General features: G+C 36.1%; 16 protein-coding genes and 7 pseudogenes. 3 read left to right on the top strand and 20 right to left on the bottom strand.

Translation table 11 applies throughout. The features are described from left to right. The 12 genes and pseudogenes from KW850_RS31040 to pdxR form a co-directional block, all read right to left on the bottom strand. A partial coding sequence (locus KW850_RS31040) for an oxidoreductase (RefSeq protein ID WP_483862195.1) occupies positions 1–426 on the bottom strand: 426 nt, incomplete at its 3' end. Positions 427–583: 157 nt separating this feature from the next. Beyond that, a complete protein-coding gene (locus tag KW850_RS31035; RefSeq protein WP_218351499.1) occupies positions 584–847 on the bottom strand; it encodes an ArsR/SmtB family transcription factor in 264 nt (87 codons plus the stop codon). A 203-nt stretch (positions 848–1,050) separates the two neighbouring features. Then, on the bottom strand, positions 1,051–1,218 hold the full coding sequence (locus tag KW850_RS31030) for a hypothetical protein (RefSeq protein ID WP_218351498.1): 168 nt from the start codon (positions 1,216–1,218) through the stop codon (positions 1,051–1,053). A gap of 253 nt (positions 1,219–1,471) precedes the next feature. Next, a complete protein-coding gene (locus tag KW850_RS31025) occupies positions 1,472–1,645 on the bottom strand; it encodes a hypothetical protein (protein WP_218351497.1) in 174 nt (57 codons plus the stop codon). 399 nt (positions 1,646–2,044) lie between these two features. Next, the gene (locus KW850_RS31020; protein WP_256358560.1) at positions 2,045–2,710 is read right to left on the bottom strand and encodes an acyl-CoA dehydrogenase family protein; all 666 of its coding nucleotides are present in this window, start codon (positions 2,708–2,710) and stop codon (positions 2,045–2,047) included. Between the two features lie 10 nt (positions 2,711–2,720). After that, the gene (locus KW850_RS33720) at positions 2,721–2,885 is read right to left on the bottom strand and encodes a thioredoxin domain-containing protein (protein WP_256358559.1); all 165 of its coding nucleotides are present in this window, start codon (positions 2,883–2,885) and stop codon (positions 2,721–2,723) included. 46 nt (positions 2,886–2,931) lie between these two features. Further along, positions 2,932–3,105, bottom strand: coding sequence for a hypothetical protein (locus KW850_RS31015; protein WP_218351496.1), 174 nt, complete (start codon positions 3,103–3,105; stop codon positions 2,932–2,934). Positions 3,106–3,192: 87 nt separating this feature from the next. Next, positions 3,193–3,791: pseudogene (locus KW850_RS31010) on the bottom strand (nitrilase-related carbon-nitrogen hydrolase); the annotation flags it as partial. 125 nt (positions 3,792–3,916) lie between these two features. Further along, positions 3,917–4,590, bottom strand: a pseudogene (locus KW850_RS31005) (cytochrome c oxidase subunit II transmembrane domain-containing protein); the annotation flags it as partial. A gap of 94 nt (positions 4,591–4,684) precedes the next feature. Beyond that, the gene (locus KW850_RS31000; protein ID WP_218351495.1) at positions 4,685–6,160 is read right to left on the bottom strand and encodes an aminotransferase class I/II-fold pyridoxal phosphate-dependent enzyme; all 1,476 of its coding nucleotides are present in this window, start codon (positions 6,158–6,160) and stop codon (positions 4,685–4,687) included. A 38-nt stretch (positions 6,161–6,198) separates the two neighbouring features. Next, positions 6,199–6,941: pseudogene (hemQ, locus tag KW850_RS30995) on the bottom strand (hydrogen peroxide-dependent heme synthase). A 222-nt stretch (positions 6,942–7,163) separates the two neighbouring features. Then, complete coding sequence (gene pdxR, locus KW850_RS30990; protein WP_218351494.1) at positions 7,164–8,600, bottom strand: MocR-like pyridoxine biosynthesis transcription factor PdxR; 1,437 nt, start codon at positions 8,598–8,600, stop codon at positions 7,164–7,166. A 796-nt stretch (positions 8,601–9,396) separates the two neighbouring features. Here pdxR and deoC point away from each other — a divergent pair. Beyond that, positions 9,397–10,062, top strand: coding sequence for a deoxyribose-phosphate aldolase (deoC, locus tag KW850_RS30985; RefSeq protein ID WP_218351493.1), 666 nt, complete (start codon positions 9,397–9,399; stop codon positions 10,060–10,062). Positions 10,063–10,563: 501 nt separating this feature from the next. Here the strand turns inward: deoC and KW850_RS30980 are convergent. From KW850_RS30980 to KW850_RS33710, 6 genes and pseudogenes are all read right to left on the bottom strand, one after another. Further along, positions 10,564–11,259 carry a response regulator gene (locus KW850_RS30980; protein WP_218351492.1) on the bottom strand — a complete coding sequence of 232 codons (696 nt, stop codon included), beginning with the start codon at positions 11,257–11,259 and terminating at the stop codon, positions 10,564–10,566. Continuing rightward, positions 11,256–11,627 carry a sensor histidine kinase gene (locus KW850_RS30975; RefSeq protein WP_218351491.1) on the bottom strand — a complete coding sequence of 124 codons (372 nt, stop codon included), beginning with the start codon at positions 11,625–11,627 and terminating at the stop codon, positions 11,256–11,258. Before KW850_RS30975 ends, KW850_RS30980 begins: the two co-directional genes overlap by 4 nt. Before the next feature lie 705 nt (positions 11,628–12,332). Further along, positions 12,333–12,428 (bottom strand): IS3 family transposase, encoded by a 96-nt coding sequence (locus KW850_RS34440; RefSeq protein ID WP_374226403.1) that lies wholly within the window; start codon positions 12,426–12,428, stop codon positions 12,333–12,335. 113 nt (positions 12,429–12,541) lie between these two features. Further along, a pseudogene (locus tag KW850_RS34435) lies at positions 12,542–12,640 on the bottom strand (pentapeptide repeat-containing protein); the annotation flags it as partial. Between the two features lie 224 nt (positions 12,641–12,864). Continuing rightward, complete coding sequence (locus KW850_RS30965) at positions 12,865–13,464, bottom strand: nitroreductase family protein (RefSeq protein WP_218351501.1); 600 nt, start codon at positions 13,462–13,464, stop codon at positions 12,865–12,867. Positions 13,465–13,726: 262 nt separating this feature from the next. After that, a pseudogene (locus tag KW850_RS33710) lies at positions 13,727–13,884 on the bottom strand (NADPH-dependent oxidoreductase); the annotation flags it as partial. A 917-nt stretch (positions 13,885–14,801) separates the two neighbouring features. On the opposite strand from KW850_RS33710, the gene KW850_RS30955 reads away from it, so the two are divergent. Beyond that, the gene (locus KW850_RS30955; RefSeq protein ID WP_218351489.1) at positions 14,802–14,966 is read left to right on the top strand and encodes a hypothetical protein; all 165 of its coding nucleotides are present in this window, start codon (positions 14,802–14,804) and stop codon (positions 14,964–14,966) included. A gap of 42 nt (positions 14,967–15,008) precedes the next feature. Then, complete coding sequence (locus KW850_RS30950; protein ID WP_256358558.1) at positions 15,009–16,397, top strand: MFS transporter; 1,389 nt, start codon at positions 15,009–15,011, stop codon at positions 16,395–16,397. Between the two features lie 353 nt (positions 16,398–16,750). Here KW850_RS30950 and KW850_RS34430 read toward each other — a convergent pair. Both KW850_RS34430 and KW850_RS30945 read right to left on the bottom strand, forming a co-directional pair. Continuing rightward, positions 16,751–16,822, bottom strand: a pseudogene (locus tag KW850_RS34430) (hypothetical protein); the annotation flags it as partial. A 241-nt stretch (positions 16,823–17,063) separates the two neighbouring features. After that, positions 17,064–17,857 (bottom strand): annotated as a pseudogene (locus KW850_RS30945) (aminotransferase class I/II-fold pyridoxal phosphate-dependent enzyme); the annotation flags it as partial. Positions 17,858–17,870 lie beyond the last annotated feature (13 nt).

Genomic DNA, 17,870 nt, shown 5'->3' with positions numbered 1-17,870 from the left:
AGCCGATGGTGCTTGAGGAGGCAGATTTCCAGCAAGCTCGTGATGAGATAAACGACCAACATGCCATATTTGAGCGATCATTGTTCCTCCCTCTTTATGCACAGCATCCGTTACTTTTTTCCATCCCATAATTTGTTCGTCTGAATAAATGCCTGGAATTCCAGGATAGCCTTTTCCACGAGGACTAATGACCGTTCCTTCTGAAATGATTAAACCAACTCCATCAGCAGCACGTTTTCGGTAATATTCAACAATATCCTCTCCTACTACGCCTGTTTGATCATCTGCAAAGGATCTTGTTAACGGTGCCATTGCGATACGAGAGCGTAAATTCCAAGCTCCAATTTTTATCGGTTCAAACAATTTACTTTCTATACCATTTTTTAAATTTCCCCAAGAATTTGTTTCTTTGCTAATTTGAACCATAAATTTTCCCCCGTTCATTTTGATTATTCTGTATTTCTATAAATACTGAAATTAAAATTAAAATTAAAATTAAAATTAAAATTAAAATTAAAATTAAAATTAAAATTAAAATTAAAATTAAAATTAAAATTAAAATTAAAATTATTCCGCTTTAACATTAAAGTAAAGCGGGAGCGTATTGTGCAAGGACTTCTCGTTGTAAACTGTTATATCTGAAGGTTCCCTCTCTGCGAACTACTAATAATCCGCAATCGAGTAATGGTTTTAAATGATGCGTCAATGTTGAATTGGCAGGAACTTTTAATTGATGTGCCATTTCCAGGCAAGCTAACTCTGATTGCCCTGCAAGTAATTTTACGATTTGTAAACGAGTCGATTCACCTAGTGCCTTATAGACCTTTACTGCAATTTCATCATTCACCACTAAAAACCCCTTTCAGCAATTCTTATTTCAGTATTTCTAGAAATATTATATTTAATCAAAGATGCTCTGTCAAGAGAGTGCCTTTCCATTTTTTAATTCAAAGTCTGTTTTCTTAATTGAAGAATGTAAAATGTAATTACCAAGTAATTATTGAAACAGGCTATTTTAATATCTTTATTTCACTAACGCCCCCGTTAGCTTTAAGTAATGTGGTATGGTACACCTGTATCTATGCTAGTAGCAATTTTTGCCCCTTCCACAACCAGGACTTGAAGATTTTCTTTTGTCTCCTCCCATTCCTTGTTATAAGGTGTTTGTTCCTTAAGGGTAAACGTCTCTAATCTTTTTAGTTGAAGAAACGCTACCATGTTTCAAACAACTTTTATCGTAACAAAAAAACCTCCAAATATTAGAATTTTGAAGGTCTTGGACACATTCCAGTTTTGTCTCCACGGTCTCACATGGTTCCGTTTAAAATGACATAAAGAAAAAACTGTTTGGGATAAAATTTAGTTTGTTGACTGTCGGGATTGAATCGCAGCCATTCACCTTGTTCAAAGGTACATTGTAAGCGAAATGTGGTTCCAGTTTGATAAACAGATGTCATAAAACAGCACCTTCTTATTTTATTCGTTTAATTCTGTGTTCCTTTTTCGCTTTCATGAGTTTTTGCTTTTTGACCATTTTCCTTCTTTCCAACTCTATGGAACAATCTTCACTCCATGCAATTAATTCTTCATCAGACATTGTTGGTATTCTTTCAATTATTTCGTTTAATTTTTCCCATTTAATCATGTTCAAAAACCCCTTCAAAAGATTATGATGATAGTCTTTGTCGGGTGTAACTTCATTTATGCTATTTTTTCTTTTTTCTTTTCTTTTTCCCTTGCCTAGTTCACTGAAAGCTATAGCGATTCTTGTTTTAGTGGATAGCCTTTATGATATACCCTTGAAATATTTTCATCTAAAGAAGACTTTATCCTTCCATTCACATCACTTCTGGTTTGCTAAAGCAATTGAAAATCCATCTCGTGGCCCTTCACCAATATCAGGAGAAACATACATACCAGACCCAATTCCCATTAAAATTATATCGCTAAAATTACTTCTGTATTACGCGATGCATCTATAACTATACGTTTCCCATTAACCCTTTTACCATATTAAGACCCTCTTTCTATTTAATGAGTATTATTAAAAATATGGTTGGAAAGCTAACAGAGTGCTTCTAATTGCATTATTGTTGGGCTTAAATTTACTAAGAAAACAGGCGTATGTTGCACTACCATTTAATCCTATATAATTTGTTTTACTTTCTAAAATTAATCCTTCTACATTGACTGGAAGCGAACAAATGATTCTTTGGTTTTCATTTAGAGATGCAAGGATAACAAACCAGTGATCATAGTCCAAATTAGACACGTTAGGTAAGCTACCACTTATCATATATCCCCCATCTGATCTTTTAGCTTTAAGCCGGATCCTATCCAGCCCGGCATAATACTTTATTGCGTTTGATAATCCAGTTCCAGCTAGGATGTCTCCTGATTCAAATAATGGTAATAGCTGGTTATTGATAAATGGATTGTTGCTCAACCTGAAAGAAGCCAAAGCAGCCAAATGAAACCATAATGTAAAAGCTGACGTCATGCAATACTTTGCAGTTTCTTCTATTATATATATCTCTCTACAGCGGACATCTTCCTTCTGTAAAAAGTTTGAACTAAAAAATCCAGCTTTACCCACTGCATTCAAAAATTCTTTCGGATAATAAGCCTTCTCATCAATTTGTTTAATATATGGTTTAAGATGTTGATTAATTATTTGATTTAAAACAACATTCTCTATTTTTTTGTTCACATTGCCACTCCTAAATACGATCTACTAAAAAGAAGGAAGTACCATGAATCACTTGGTTTTCATTATCTGGTTTTTTTACAATTGTTTTAAAATTTTTCAAGGCATACTCCTCGATAAATTCTTGTGAATATCCAGTTAATAGATACCAATGCGTTAGATCTCCATTAAATTTCATTACATATTGTTTTAATTTTTCTGGTGTGTCTACTGTTGGGTCTACACTAAATGATACAATTCCCTTTTAAATCTGATAAATTTATATCGTTTCCTTCTTCCGTTTTAGCTGAAAAATTATCTAATTTCCAATTCAGAGGATCTTTTATCCCTTCGCGGCAGCTTGTTAGTAGCAAAATAAAGAGAAAAGATACTGTAAAAATCCTAACTATTTTCTTCATAAATTTATCTCCTTTTTCAAATAAGTAAATAAGCCGATTTCCTATTAAAAAGAAAACGGCTTTATAACTTAAAATAGATATATGATGTTATTTCTGCCAAATTGTGCTCTCTTGTTTTTCTGTGTTAACTAACAATTTAAAAACATCCGGTCTTGAATAATGACCAACTGGATCACAATCAAATTGGCTGTATGTGATTTGTTTTATATCAAGGTCAGCAATGATGATATCTCTTTTCCCCAAACAGGTTCAGTAACGTATCCGCCTAAAGGTCCAACAATGGCACTTCCTCCATTACACATCACTTCGGAAGCAGACTTTAAATCATTATATCAAGCTAAATCTACAGGATACATATCCTTCGTAACGTATTGATTGCAAGAAAGAACAAAGCATCTTCCTTCTATTGCGATATGGCGAATGGTTGACTGCCATGACTCCCTAGCATCGGCAGTTGGTGCAATATATAGCTGAACACCCTGAGCAAACATGGCGGTCCTTGCTAAAGGCATATAATTTTCCCAACAAATCAATGCACCAATCTTACCATACGGAGTATCAAATACAGGGAGTGTACTTCCATCGCCCTCACCCCAAACGATTCGTTCCGCTGCGGTGGGTTTTAATTTACGATGTTTTCCTATAAGCGATCCATCCGGACCGATGAAAATAACTGAACACAAAAAATTTCTTCTTGTGAAATTAACCAGTTCATTTATTTTTTCAATCCTGCATTCTTTTAAAGGTGGTATAAGATGAAAATACGTTTGAAAATTTTAAACGCAACAAAATGGGCCGGTAGTATAACATTCTGAGACACTGCTGTAACATTAAACGTGTTTTCAGCAAATCCCTTAGTGCTGAAACTAGTGTTACGTCCTATCATTTCACCTGGTTCATCAGCTGCTAAGTTTAATGTAGTAATCATATTCGACATTGCATACTTTTGTCCGCCAAGTTGCGGAATCCAGAAGCTTGTAATCGGTCCAAATGAATAGAGTTGGAATTCAATAGGACGATCAGTCGGAATATATAAATAGTTAACTGTTTCGATATCCTCTTCTGGGTAACTAAAATGCTATTTCCAGTCTGATGATGATGCATATATAACTAAAGGTTCTTTATCTTGATATGCTTTTGGTTTTGCTTCCACAATATAATTACTTTGGACAGATACAAATGATAAGTAAGCAACAATAATGACAGGAATACCTACACAGATTGCCTCGACCCAGTTTTTTCCTTCAATGTGAGGCGGTTCGTAGTCCGGACTTTGTATTGAAGCACGATACTTGACTAACATATAAATCAAAACAGCAAAAACAACCAACACAATAACAGACATGATACCTATTGATAGCATAATATCATTGACTTGCCTTTGGGCTTGAGGCCCTTTAGGATCAAAGACCAATAAAGGCTCGCATCGTGTAAGCACTGTGATAATAGTGAAAAAAGTATTAATAAAGCCGATTTTGATTTCATTCTTCTTCCCCTTTCTCTCATTTAGATAGTTACAAATAAAATGTTGATAGAATGTGATTTAATTCACATATAATAAAAGCAGAATATCTCATATTTATTTAATTATTGAATGTTCTTTAATCACACGTATAGTATTTAGTTCATCATCTTCTGCACCTTGAACAGGAAGTCCAGCTTCGATATTTTTTCTTGTATAGATTATATTATCTTCTGTTATTATTTCTCCTGGTATAAAGATTGGTATTCCAGGAGGATATACCATGACAAATTCCGCAATAATCCTGCCAGCAGATTGTTCGAATGGAATTACTTCCGTATCCTCGTAAAAAGCATCGCGCGGTGTTAAAGCTAACAATGGAATCTCAGGTAACAAGACTGAACTGTCTACATTTGTATCTGTTTGATTCTTATATTCTAGTGAAAGTTGCGATAAAGCCTGTACAAGAGTCATCAAATCTTCTTCAGAGTCTCCTGGCGACACGATACAGAGGATGTTGTAAAGATCAGATAATTCAACTTCAATATTAAATTTGTTTCGAAGCCACTTTTCAACTTCATAACCGGTAATTCCAAGCTCTTTTACTGAAATTAACAGTTTGGTAGGATCCATCGCCACGGCTGCTCTAGATTCCAGGACTTCCCGACCCATACAGTATAGATGGTCTATTTCATTAATCTTTGAACGTGTTTCCTCTGCTTTTCTAATCGTGTCTTCCAGCAGTGCTTGTCCTTCCGTAGCTAAAGATTTTCTGGCAACATCTAAAGAAGCTAATAATAAATAAGAAGTAGAGGTTGTTGTAAGCATACTAAATACAGATTGGACGCGTTTAGAGGATACTAGGTTACTTCGTAGGTTTAAAATAGAACTTTGTGTAAGGGATCCTCCTAATTTATGCACACTTGTTGCAGCCAAATCAGCCCCGGCCTCCATTGCGGATAAAGGTAGTTCCTGATGAAAATGAATATGTGCTCCGTGTGCTTCATCTACAAGTACTGGTATGTTCCTTGAATGGGCAATCTTCACAATTTTTCTTAAATCCCCCGATACACCATAATACGTAGGATTGATGACAAGCACAGCTTTTGTATCCGGATGTAAAACTAATGCTCTCTCAATCGAATCGGGTGTAATACCATGAGAAATACCAAAGTGTGCATCCACTTCTGGATGAATAAAAATCGGAACGGCTCCAGAAAAAACAATCGCACTCATGATTGATTTGTGAACATTTCGCGGAACTAAAATCTTATCACCTGGTACACAAACTGACATAATCATAGCCATAATGGCTCCACTTGTTCCCTGTACAGAGAAGAAGGTATAATCAGCACCAAATGCTTCAGCAGCTAACTCCTGTGACTGTTTAATAATTCCTTTAGGGAGATGCAGGTCATCTAATGGCGCTATATTGATTAAATCGATTGAAAGTGCATTTTCACCGATAAATTCTCTAAATTCAGGATCCATTCCGTTCCCTTTTTTATGACCGGGAATGTGAAATTGGATCGGATTTTTTTCTGCATGTTTTTTTAGGGCTGTAAATAATGGTGTTTCAAATTGGTTTACCAATGTGTAACACACCCTTTCTCATCTTATATTTTGTAAAATCATAGTTGTAGTAGATGACTAAAGAGTTCTTTAGACAGGTACCTTCCTACATAAAAAGAACCAAACTCTCCAAATCGGGCACTAACTTCATCGAATCGCATTTCGTAAATTAGTTTTTTAAATTGAATCGGATCCTCCCCAAATAATGCTACGCCCCATTCATAATCGTCTAATCCCACTGATCCTAAAATGATTTGCTTTACCTTACCGGCATATTGCCGGCCTATTAAGCTATGGCTTCGCATCATTTTCTTGCGTTCTTCTGTTGTTAACATGTACCAATTATCACTTCCGCTGCGTAGCTTATTCATCGGGTAGAAACAAAAATATTTCGCATTGGGAATTTTTGGATACAGACGTTTTCTTATTTCTGGTTTAGCATATGGTCTTCCCCTTTTGGAAGATAATTGCTGAGTTCGACTACTGAAACATACGATGTCGTTTGGACCGTATACTCAGCGAATTTAGTTTTATTAAATGCTAGTTCTATTTGAGTTAGTTCATCAAGGGTGGGACGTAGAAACATAAACATAATATCAGCTTTATGTCCTAATATTTGATAGAAAGCCTGACTACCCTTTCCTCGTTCTTGAATACCATTCCATTCATTCCACAATTCAATTAATTCGTTAACCATCTCTTGACGTTTGTCGGCATTTAAAGATTTCCAGCTTTTCCAGTCAATCTTGCGAAAATCGTTTAGGCAGTACCACCCATCCAATGTTTCGGTTACATTAGACATTTTGAAACACAACCTTTCCCTCAAACGTGATAATTGTGAATCAATTCACACATTTACATAAAAAACTTCAAAAAACATCTACATAAGTAGACATATAAGAATCCACTTCTCCATATTATCGGATTTTAAATTTTTATGACCATCCAATAAGCTACTTTTTTTACCATCCATTTGTTGTTTATCAAAAAAAGGATCACGTCAATAACATGATCCCTTCTAACTTCAATTATTAGTAGACGCAAGTGCTTCCGCAAACCTTTTAATTCCTTCATCAATTAATTCTTCATTTTCCCTTGCAAATGTAAAACGAACAAAACCTTTTTGAGACCCCATCGTATAGCCCGGCACATAAATGACTCCCTTTTTGATGGATTCCTCCAATAATTGCGTTTCATTCACCTCTTTTTTTATCCTGCACCAAATATGAATGCCGCCCATAGGGGTGGAATAATCAACTTCATCTTTTAAATGAAATTCAAGACTTCTAATAATTTGGTCTCTTCTTTTTTCTAATTGTTTGTTTAAATTTTCAATATGAGAATGAAAATTTTGGGATTCTAAGAAATCATTTGCGATCCACTGTGTAAAACTTGCATGACCAAAATCGATTTGCTGTTTCGCATCTGAGAGTCTTTCAATAACAGAGGTGGGGCCAATTATCCAACCAATCCTTAATCCTGAAGCAACGATCTTTGATAAAGAGCTTATATATAAAACATTTCCATTGACATCCATTGATTTTAAAGTAGAGACCTTTTCCCCTGTAAAGGATGTTAAACTATAAGGGTCATCTTCAACGACGGGGATACCATGTTCTGAAGATATTTCAAGAATCGCTTTCCTTTTCTTTTCACTAAGTAAAGCACCCGTTGGATTTTGAAAAGATGGATTCAAGAATATCATACGAATTCGATGCTTTTTATGTAAAGAAAGTATGTCATCTGGGTTGATACCATCATGGTTTACAGGAATATAATAAGGTCTCAGTCCTGCTGATTTAAATATTGGAAGATTAAAGTTGTAAGAGGGATCTTCCAATGCCACGGCATCACCTTGTTTCAATAGACATTGAACCACTAAGTGTAATGCTTGTTGTGCACCAGATGTAATTAAGATGGATGAAGGATTGGATTCAATTTTTCTATATTGCTTAACATGCTTTGCAATCGTATCTCGCAAAATTGCGTTACCTTGCGGATGATCATATCCCAAGCTGCCAATAAACGACCGAGAAGATGTAATCCCCCTTAAAGAATTTAATGGAAATAAATCTTCTGACAGTTCTCCGCTAGCTAGATTAATTAACTTGTGTTCTACGGCTTCTCTTCTAATCCTCTGGGTTACAGGCAAGTTAGGTAAAAAGGATCCTGCTTCAATATACCTGTTCCAGGAAGGAATACGCTTCTTGGTTATTCCCCAGATATCTTTACTAATAGTCGTGCCACTTCCTCTGTTTCTTTGAATTAGCCCATTTGACTCCAATTCATCATATGCAGCAACTACTGTACTTCTATTAATATTGAGATCCTTTGCTAATGTTCTCTCAGAAGGCAATGGTTTATCTGGGGGAAAAGTACCATCTGCAATTCCATTTTCGATATATTCAGCCAGTTGTTTAAAAATAGCTTTTTTAGCTTTTCGATCTGGTTTCCAGTCCATTTACTACCTCCTTTTTTTATATCATTTATTATTTTTCTCTTTGTTTTTTTTAGTCTAACTGACATTCATAAAAAAATTACCTTTCTGGTTATTCGTCAATAGGTATAAAAGTAATTTCATTTTGTTTGTAATGGTATTATTGTTCAGTCCCTTGTGAGGATGAACTTTTACTCGAATAATGGACACTATTAAAAAAATCTAGGACCGGGGTGGGCTGGAAATTTTTAAGGTTTTCATCGCGTATTTAATAACTTTCGCCTTTAAAAATTGGCTCTGTTAAACTTGCCTGTTGATTTCCGCTACAGACGCTGGCGGTTCGGGGAGCCTCCTCGGCTCTTAGGCGCCTGTGGGGTCTCCACTGTCCCGTACTCCCGCAGAAGTCTCGCGTCTTCCGCTCCAATCAACAGGGTGCAAAAATCAACAATTAGCTTTAACATAGCTTAAAAATTAAAGCTGAAAGCCTCCTACAAGATGTGTACTAAATTTTCGGCAACATAAGTGGAAAGGGAAAGATAGTATCTTTCCCTCCTATACTATAGAGCATTTCAGAAAAATAACCATCCAATTTTATAATATTTTAACCATCCACTTATTTTAATGAATTCCACACGCCAATAAAACCTAGATAGAATCTGGTGAAAATGAAAATGGAAGTGAATTGTATGAAATGTGACGATTTATCGAAATATAAAATAAATGTTTACTTAAGTGATTTTCTTGTTATAATCGTACCGAATATCGTTGTTGGTCGTCTGACGACTATTATTCCTATTTATTTTGAAAGGGGCTGTTTCATTTGAAATATGCAAATTTAATTGATCATACATTATTAAAGGCGGACACAAAAAAAGAAGAGATTGTAAAGTTATGTGAAGAAGCAAAGCAATATGGTTTCGCTTCTGTATGTGTAAACCCAACTTGGGTACAAATGGCAGCAGAAATTTTAAAAGAAACAGATGTAAAGGTTTGTACAGTGATTGGGTTTCCATTAGGGGCCAATACCCCTGAAACAAAAGCGTTTGAGGCAAAAAATGCAATTGAGAATGGCGCTACGGAAGTCGATACAGTAATCAATATCGGGGCATTGAAAGATAAAAATGATGAAATGGTAGAGCAAGATATTCGTGTGGTTATAGATGCTGCAAAAGGAAAAGCATTAGTTAAGGTAATAATAGAGGCGTGCTTATTAACAAAAGAAGAAAAAGTTCGCGCATGTGAATTAGCGGTAAAAGCGGGAGCTGATTTTGTCAAAACATCAACTGGATTTTCTTTGTACGGGGCAACAGTCGAGGATGTTGCAATAATGAGAAAAGCAGTAGGCCCAGACATCGGAGTAAAAGCCTCCGGCGGCGTTCGTGATCTTAACGATTTGAAAGCCATGGTAGAGGCGGGAGCAACAAGAATTGGTTCAAGCTCAAGTGTTGCCTTATTCACTGGTAAAGCAGACTCTACTGGTTATTAATAAAAACAATGAGTCATGTTTTACGCTTAAAAAGCGACTTATATGATACATGTTGATTGTGATTATAAAGAAATCCTCATGGTTGAACACGAGGATTTCTTTCAAAGAATACAATTGCCCCCATGCTCTTCAAGCTTAGAACCCTTGATATAGCTGGATTGGGGGACTTCGTGGGAATCGAACCCGCCAGACCTGACAGTTAGGTCTCAAGCAGTTTTGAAGACTGTGCTCTCTAATTGCAAATTAATAGATATATATAAAATCAGGAGAACCCCCGCCAAATCTACATAAAATAAATTTTTTTTAAAGCACTTCACTAGTATTTGTCTAATTAAATCACTTGTACTGACGTCAAATCCACCAGTTTTAGTATATCCGATTCTCTCTATTCATTATATAGTTTTGTAAAAATTGCTACCTATTTTGCTTGCCCTCTTTCCCTTTCCTACTTTAATTTACACACTGAATCAACTCAACATACGAATTAAGTTAAGTCAAAAATTAAGTATTGGTCATAAATCGATAACCAATTCCTGGTTCTGTAATGATAAAGTTCGGCCTAGCGGAATCAGTTTCAATCTTTTTTCGCAAATGCCCGATGTATACTCGCAAATAATGACTATCCGTATCATATTGATGGCCACCCCAAACCTTTTGAAGTAATTGTTTATGAGTCATGACTCGTCCAGCGTTGGTCGCAAGTATTTTCAAAAGTTCATATTCCGTTGGGGTCAGTTTAATTTTCTTGCCATCTAATTCAACAGTTCGCCCAGACAAATCAATGACAAGCCTTCCAAAATCCAAGATAGGTTCATCCTGTGATTTGGCATTATGTCTTAATGCAACCCGAATCCGAGCAACGAGTTCACCCATTCCAAACGGTTTCGTCACATAATCATCCGCTCCACTATCTAGTGCAGTAATCTTATCTTCTTCCCGGTCCTTTGCCGTTAGAACAATAAACGGTATTTGAGTCCATTCGCGAATGCGGTGAAGAACTTCCATACCTGGGATATCAGGTAATCCTAAATCTAATACTATAAGATCCGGGCGAACCATTGTCGTTTTAAGAATACCTTCTTCCCCCGATGATGCCGCGACAATTTCAAACCCCTGTGCCTGCAGCGTAACACGTAATAACTTTTGAATCTGAGGTTCATCATCGATAACCAGTATTTTTGCTCCAGACGTCGTCATGATGTTTCAACACCTTCTTCTTGTAGATTTTCATTTCGCAATAAGGGTGGATCAAACAAGGGAAGATAAACCGTGATAATCGTTCCTTTTGGACTGTTTTCTGTTGCTCGAATGGTACCCCCATGTGCTTCAATAATCCCTTTACAGATAGCTAGGCCAAGCCCGGTGCCAGGTATATTTCTTGTAGATTCCCCACGGTAAAATTTACTAAATATGAGCCCTAATTCATGCGGGGGAATTCCTACCCCTTCATCTTTAATGGCAATTTCAATCACATTTTTGTTTTTCTTGGCAGAAAGCACAATATCGCTTCTATCGGGTGAATACTTAATAGCATTGCTTAATACATTAACTAAAACTTGCTCCAAAAGTACGTCATCCACTTCGATTGGGGGAATGCATATACCCTCAAAGATCAATGCATATTCTTTGAATTTGTAAGCGTTTTCATTTATAATGTAATTGGGTCGGATGGCAAAGGTGGCCATCACGGTATTCAGCGTAGGTGGGGCTGATACTCAACGGGAGCTTATATGCTCTATTTTTTTTTGCATTGCCAACGACATTTAAAAATCGCAAATGCTTATTACTTTGAAGAAATTTGAAATTAAGACATAAAAAAGCGATTTAGACATAAACGAAAAAGTTCTAAGAGTATCCGTTAGCTTTTTACTTTTACTATCCAGGTCGAAATGAACGATTCTAAGGAATAATAAAAAAGTCGGCCCAAATTGGGCTGACCTTTAAGTAAGGTTACTAGCTCTTTTGAATCACCCATCCATCTTACAACTTCAACGTCTGTACGGAATGACAGAAAGGGATCTTTTTTCCTTTCTGATCAGTCCGTAGTGCTGCCGCCCAAAGTCTTTCAGTATGCTTTTAATCAGATTCAAAAAAAGTCCTTATTTACTGAAGAAAAAGTACAGCCTTAAGGCTGTAATGGCTAGTAAATAACCGAAGTTGAATGTAGACAAAAGTCGACTGTTAGTTTAAGTGAAAGCCATCTGATTTCTCCATAAAGAAACCGTCGTCTTTGGTATGTCAACACTAAACTAGACAACTTTTTTAAGATGTCATTTTTTATATTCAATCGGGCTTAAATATCCAAGTGTTCCGTGAATTCTGCTGTTATTAACCCAATGAACATAATCAGTATATGCGAAGGTAATATAGTTTTATCGTTACTTTTAACTGAATTAATTTGCATTTGGGTTAAAAACATACTTGTAGAAAGATTTGCTCCACTTATATTTGCAACATGTAAATCTGTTCTAATAAAATCAACACCTCTTAGATCTATATTTCTTAAATCAGCAACAATTAAATAAGATCCTCGTAAATCAGTCGTTCTTAAATCTTTCCCAGCTAAATTCTTACCAATCCTGTCAAACCCACTGCAATTTTTTCCTTTCTTAATAGCAAAAATAGCAAAAACTTTCGAGCTTAGCTCAGTTCGAATGTATTCACTTTTTTCTAGAAGTAAATCTATGTATTTAACTGTTGTTTCGGATAAATTTATACCATTGCCCTACTTTTAAAACCTATTGTAAAAAAAACCAGTTCCGCTAATGGAAACTGGTTTAGTAGATCTTTATAAGCGTTAGATTACTTGTAAAATTTCACACGATCTTCAAGTGATTGGAATTCTTTTTCACCTGCTGGAACTGTTGGATTACCAAATGGCATTTGCGCAATCAGTTTCCAATTATTAGGGATATTCCATTCTTTTTTCACTTCATCATCAATTAGCGGATTATAGTGTTGCAAAGTTGCTCCTAGTCCCTCTGCTTCTAATGCTGTCCATACAACTAATTGGTGCATACCTGATGCTTGATTTGACCAAATTGGGAAGTTATCAGCATAAAGAGCAAATTGTTCTTGAAGTGATTTAACAACAGCTTCATCTTCAAAGAATAATACGGTACCATATCCTGCTTTAAAGGAATCCATTTTTTGTTGAGTTGCTGAAAAGTCTCCATCCCCAACCACTTTTCTTAATGCTTCAGTTGTAAGGTCCCATAATTTATTATGTGCTTCGCCTGACAATACAACAAGACGTGCCGTTTGAGAATTGAAAGCTGAAGGCGTATGTTTCACAGCAAATTCTACAATTTCTTTAATTCTTTCATCCGATACTTGTACATCTTTATTAATGCCGTAAATTGAACGTCTTTCTTTAAGTGCAGTGTAAAAATCTGTTTTCAACTCAATTGTCATAACAAGGATTCCTCCATTTCATAATCTTGAATCGATATATCTTTATATAATATATCTCGAATTCAATATAACTTTAAACAATAACGAACTTATTGTCAACTTTTCCTCGACCTTATTCCAGAACTTTAGTAAGAGGTATCTTACCATTAATAAAATACCCTTATTCCTATTCATTATGCAGAATAGCGCCCTTTAATGATGCTCTATGAATCCCATCATGAGGCTGCCGATCATGTACAGCCCCAGGCAATTAAGAACGAAGCGTCTTTAATGCTCCGCTCCAAGCCAGAACTTGGTCCAGCATGCCGTTCACGTTCGTCAGGTGCAGGTCTGCGGGCTTAAATACTCCGTTTTCGAAATCCGTGTATAGCGATACGCTGCGTGAAAACGAACGTCCGCAACATTATATAGATAAAGGCAAGCCTGTAATTGGCTTGCCTTCTTTAATGTAACTTAAACAAATTTAGAACAAAGCGTTCAAAGTTATCAGTTGGTAATAGTTGTAATATAAAATTTTCCATTTAAACCATATTTATTTATAATTCGTAGAAATTATATTATACGAATTCTTTAAAACAACTGTCTTTCTGAAATGTGTCTTACAAAGTGCACCCTTTTCATATTCTTTAACTAACTTATAAATGGAGTCCTATTAATTTGCAAAAGAAATGTTATCAGCAATGAATGAAATCCATTACTTGGCCGATTTAAAGTGTATTTGGCATTTAAAAAATGGTTCTTACGCAAATCTGGTGAATAAGTAGAAGTGTTTTTTTGAAGTCGATACTATTTTTCTAAAATAATTTTTTACCAGCGATATAATACTCATTTCTTCAATAGTGGGAAACTTGCACGGCCGTAGAGCATTCTTTTTATTGTCTTTAATCTATTAATTTGCCCTTCTATCACACCATTGCTGTATTTGTAATGAATCGATAAAGGATTGCTTGCAGTTCTTTTTGTAAATAATATAGGAAACTTTTGATTTCAGGAATGGTATCCTTTTTTATGGATGAAATTAGCTTCTGAATACCCAAGGAGTCATAATTGTTTATACATTCACGAAAATATTGTACAAATGCATATATTTCTTGAGTATCAGGAAATCTCGTTAATGCATAATTAAGATCTTGTCGTCCTTCTTCAGTTAGCTTTTAATTAAATTTCCAATAAAGCGATATAGTCGATTGCCGATCATAGGATTTTTCTGGTGGCTTTTCTTTAATCAAATTCTTTAATAGTTCTTTTCGAATAGCTGCTACTTTTACATGCAGTAGGTAATGCCTTCAACCTTTTACCAATTACTGTTTATTGGACGGTTGCTGTTGATACTGAGCCCCTTCTGTGCAGGCACATATGGTGGCATCACCCACATTATCACGAATATTGCAACAGTTGTTTCTCCTACATTAACTGGATATTTAGTTGTTGCTTATCAGGGATATTCTGCGATGTTCGTTGGAGCAGCTATTGTTGCTGTTATGGGATGATTGCCATGCTGTTTGTTAAACCGGGTGTTAAAAAAGTAGCAGTTGAATCAAAGAGGGGGTAAGTCAGATAAGTCCAAAAACGGCATGGCAGATGTAAAAAGATGTGAATTTATGCATTTAGAAATATACAACTTACAGAACACCCTGAATCAATATAGTATGGATGCCAAACCGTTTGGTACTTTGACTTTTTCTCAGTTATGTTCTAAAGTACTAATGGGCTTAAGAAGGGAACTGAGAAATATGGAGTATATAGAGAAAAAAGATAAAGCTTACCAGCGCGTGTTAATATCTATGCTGCTTGGTAGCATTGTTACCTTTGCCGTTTTGTATGCACCGCAGCCGTTAATTAATGTTTTTTCGAAGCAATACGGAGTATCTCCTGCAACCGCAAGTGCATCCATTTCGCTGCCTACACTTGCCCTTGCAGCAAGCTTATTGTTCATTCCATTTTTATCAAGGCGAATCGGCCGGAAGCGAATCATGGCCATTTCTTTGTTTGTAACATCAGTCCTTTCGATTATTTCAGCTTTCAGTTACAGCTTTGGGTTTTTTCTATTTATTCGACTGTTGGAAGGGATTAGTGTATCAGGTTTTCCCGCCATTGCAATTGCTTATTTAAATGAAGAAATTTCTCCGTTAAGCATTGGCGGTACGATGGGAGCGTATGTTGCGGGAACAGCTGTGGGCGGATTTGTCGGGCGTGTAGCGATTGGTCCATTGACTGATTTATTTTCATGGCAAATCGCCTTTTCTGTCTTGGGCTTCGCTTGTTTTCTATGCAGTTTATATTTTTGGTTTTATTTACCAAGTTCGCAGAATTTCAAAACGGAAAAAACGCCTTTCACTAAGTATCTGACAGCATTAGCTGCGGTCCTTGGCAGTAAACGGCTGTTTCCCATTTACACAATGGGGTTTTTGGTTATGGGTTCGTATATCATGTTGTTTAACTATATTGGTTATCCGTTAACCAAAGCACCCTACCATTTAAGCCAAACCGCTCTTGGGTTTTTATTTATTGTGAACTTGGACGGCATGTGGAGTTCGACCATGTTTGGAAAATTGGCTGACCATCATTCACGTAAAAAATTGATGGGACTGGCTTGTCTAATTTTTGTAGTTGGCGCATCGCTGACTCTTATTTCGAATTTGTGGATGAAAATCCTGGGAATCGCCGTGTTTGCTTTTGGTTTTTTCGCCGGGCACACGACTGCAAGTGGATGGGTAGGAGTGGCAGCTCCAGCGAATCGGAAGGCCACCGCTTCCTCCCTTTATTTATTATTCTATTATCTGGGTTCCAGTATCATTGGCTGGGCCGGCGGATTTATCTGGATCAGCCTTCATTGGATTGGCCTGGTATCTGGAATCTATTTACTCATGCTTCTTTGTTATGGATTAACATTTTTAACGAATGAAACAGGAACTGGCTGATTGCTTAAAGAATCATTTCCAAACTAATATCCGCGCCTTCGGTCCACCACTCCCTTGGTAGACGGATTTTTTACTTCCCGTATTGGATTTGTAATGAAAATTGATTCTTTAAATAAATGAATACAAATTCAAGACGAATTTGAATCCATACTCAATCTTGATTTCTTTTCCATAACCAATATAAATGTCAAATAAATAACTTACCTTAAAAAGGCCAAACCTATAATTATTGCACTTCAATAGGAGGATTTTTTTTACATACATAGAAATAATTAGAGAAAAGTCATTAAATCGAGGGGGATTTGAATGGTGTTTTCAGTTCTCAATACTTGGTTGCAATTTTTCTTGTTGATTATGGTACCTCTTAAATAATTACTTTCCTTTTTAATACGCTCAACATCACTTAAGGGACCATCCGGTGCTTTATTGTCTTTAACAAATTAAAAACTCCTTCCTTTTATATTAATATACATCGCGTTGATATCGTATTTGTTGTTGCATATTAGCTAGATATTCTTCCGACTTTTCTTTGCTTAAGCTGCCCTCTTGATGAATAATATCAACAAGTGTTTTTTGAACATCATGTGCCATGTTTTTTTCGTCTCCACAAACGTAAACATGCGCTCCCGCTTGAATCCACTCGAACAATTCTTTACTATGTTCGAACTTTACTATCTGTTGCGTAAAGGAATCAGTGGCACATATAAAACCTAATCTCCACCCTGTCATGGCAAAGCCTTTTGAAAAACCTGATACAAGAATCGTCCGGTCTCTTATTCCCTTTAAAGAAGCTATTGAGCAGAAGGTGCCTTCTTCATACGTCAATTCTGCATAAATTCCATCTGTAATAACTAATAAATCGTGCTCAATGATAATATCGGCTATTGCTTCCAATTTCTGTTTATTTAGCAAACTTCCTGTAGGATTGTTCGGAAAACAAAGAATAATTGCTTTTGTTCTCGGAGTAATAGATTGCTTTATTTTTTCTGGTGTAAGTTTAAACTGATTCTGAAAAGAAGTAACGATTGGCACTGGAATCCCTCCAGCCAATGAAACCAACGCAATATAAGCTACATAACTTGGTTCTAAAATCATTACCTCATCCCCTGGATTTAAAATAGTTCTCAAAGAACTATCCAAAGCTTGACTACCTCCAATGGTTACAATAATTTCTGACCTGGGAGAATTGCAAACATGAAAACGCCTTTCCATATAACTAGATATTTCCTTACGAAGCTCTAAAAGTCCTTCTATTTCTGTATATGACGTATACCCGCTTTCTAGCGACAGAATTGAAGAATGGCATATGGACCAAGGAGTAAAAAAATCTGGCTCCCCTACTCCTAAATGAAATAACGCCTCCCATGCTATTCGCTAAGTCACAAGAAACGACGAATACCTGAAGGTTTTAATTGTTCAGCCCTTGAAGATAGATAGGATTTCACAATGTTTACCACCATTCCCAATTATTTA

It is taken from the genome of Bacillus sp. sid0103 (assembly GCF_019219025.1).
Note: the sequence above shows the minus strand (reverse complement) of the source record. Positions and strands in the feature narration are given on the sequence as shown.

What these genes read in the sequence shown, in the direction of transcription:
- KW850_RS31030 (WP_218351498.1), bottom strand. Translation starts at nt 1,218, where the DNA reads ATGGTAGCGTTTCTTCAACTAAAAAGATTAGAGACGTTTACCCTTAAG.
- KW850_RS31025 (WP_218351497.1), bottom strand. Translation starts at nt 1,645, where the DNA reads ATGATTAAATGGGAAAAATTAAACGAAATAATTGAAAGAATACCAACA.
- KW850_RS33720 (WP_256358559.1), bottom strand. Translation starts at nt 2,885, where the DNA reads ATGAAATTTAATGGAGATCTAACGCATTGGTATCTATTAACTGGATAT.
- KW850_RS31015 (WP_218351496.1), bottom strand. Translation starts at nt 3,105, where the DNA reads ATGAAGAAAATAGTTAGGATTTTTACAGTATCTTTTCTCTTTATTTTG.
- pdxR (WP_218351494.1), bottom strand. Translation starts at nt 8,600, where the DNA reads ATGGACTGGAAACCAGATCGAAAAGCTAAAAAAGCTATTTTTAAACAA.
- KW850_RS30980 (WP_218351492.1), bottom strand. Translation starts at nt 11,259, where the DNA reads ATGACGACGTCTGGAGCAAAAATACTGGTTATCGATGATGAACCTCAG.